Genomic DNA, 1,361 nt, shown 5'->3' with positions numbered 1-1,361 from the left:
GTAGAAATTCCTGTACTACAAGATTGTGATTGAGAGAAGTACTGACGCAGAAGGAAAAGTCGAGCGTGTGAATGGTAGAACACGTCCAAGTAACAAGCCAGAATATACAGGCAAATCCGTATATTCGCTAACGTAAGTTATCATGGGGAGCAGAAAGATGCGAAGCGACAGATTCAAACTGCCAAGAAAAGGTGCTATCGAATAATCTTGTACCCGTACCGCAAACCGACACAGGTAGGCAAGAAGAGAATTCTAAGACGCGCGGAAGAACCTTTGTTAAGGAACTCGGCAAAATAATCCCGTAAGTTAGCGAGAAGGGATGCCTAAGAAATTAGGTCGCAGAGAATAGGCCCAAGCGACTGTTTACCAAAAACACAAGTATCTGCTAAATCGAAAGATGAAGTATAGGTGCTGACACCTGCCCGGTGCTGGAAGGTCAAGGGGACTTGTTAGAGCAATCGAAGCAACGAACTTAAGCCCCAGTAAACGGCGGCCGTAACTATAACGGTCCTAAGGTAGCGAAATTCCTTGTCGGGTAAGTTCCGACCCGCACGAAAGGTGTAACGATTTGGGCGCTGTCTCAACAAAGGATCCGGTGAAATTGTAGTAGTCGTGAAGATGCGACTTACCCACGGTAGGACGGAAAGACCCCGTGGAGCTTTACTGCAGGTTGACATTGAATTTTGGGATTAAATGTACAGGATAGGTGGGAGACGAAGAAGCAAGCTCGCCAGAGTTTGCAGAGTCACTGTTGGGATACCACCCTTTTAATTCTAAAGTTCTAACTAGTTGCCATGAAACTGGTAATAGGACACTGTCAGTCGGGCAGTTTGACTGGGGCGGTCGCCTCCAAAAAAGTAACGGAGGCGTTCAAAGGTTCGCTCAGAATGGTTGGAAATCATTCAAAGAGTACAAAGGCAAAAGCGAGCTTAACTGCGAGACAAACAGGTCGAGCAGAGACGAAAGTCGGACTTAGTGATCCGGTGGTACCGAGTGGAAGGGCCATCGCTCAACGGATAAAAGCTACCCCGGGGATAACAGGCTTATCTCCCCCAAGAGTCCACATCGACGGGGAGGTTTGGCACCTCGATGTCGGCTCGTCTCATCCTGGAGCTGGAGTAGGTTCCAAGGGTTGGGCTGTTCGCCCATTAAAGAGGCACGCGAGCTGGGTTCAGAACGTCGTGAGACAGTTCGGTCCCTATCCACCGTGGGCGTGAGAAATTTGAGAGGATCTGTCCTTAGTACGAGAGGACCGGGATGGACAGACCGCTGGTGTACGAGTTGTACTGCCAAGTGCACAGCTCGGTAGCTACGTCTGGGAAGGATAAGTGCTGAAGGCATCTAAGCACGAAACCAACCTC

General features: G+C 49.3%; 1 rRNA gene. It reads left to right on the top strand.

Annotated elements, in window-relative coordinates:
• A 23S ribosomal RNA gene (locus tag ACU68U_RS09200) occupies positions 1-1,361 on the top strand; the annotation flags it as partial.

This window comes from Finegoldia sp. P3-F-LR, from assembly GCF_052932165.1.
Note: the sequence above shows the minus strand (reverse complement) of the source record. Positions and strands in the feature narration are given on the sequence as shown.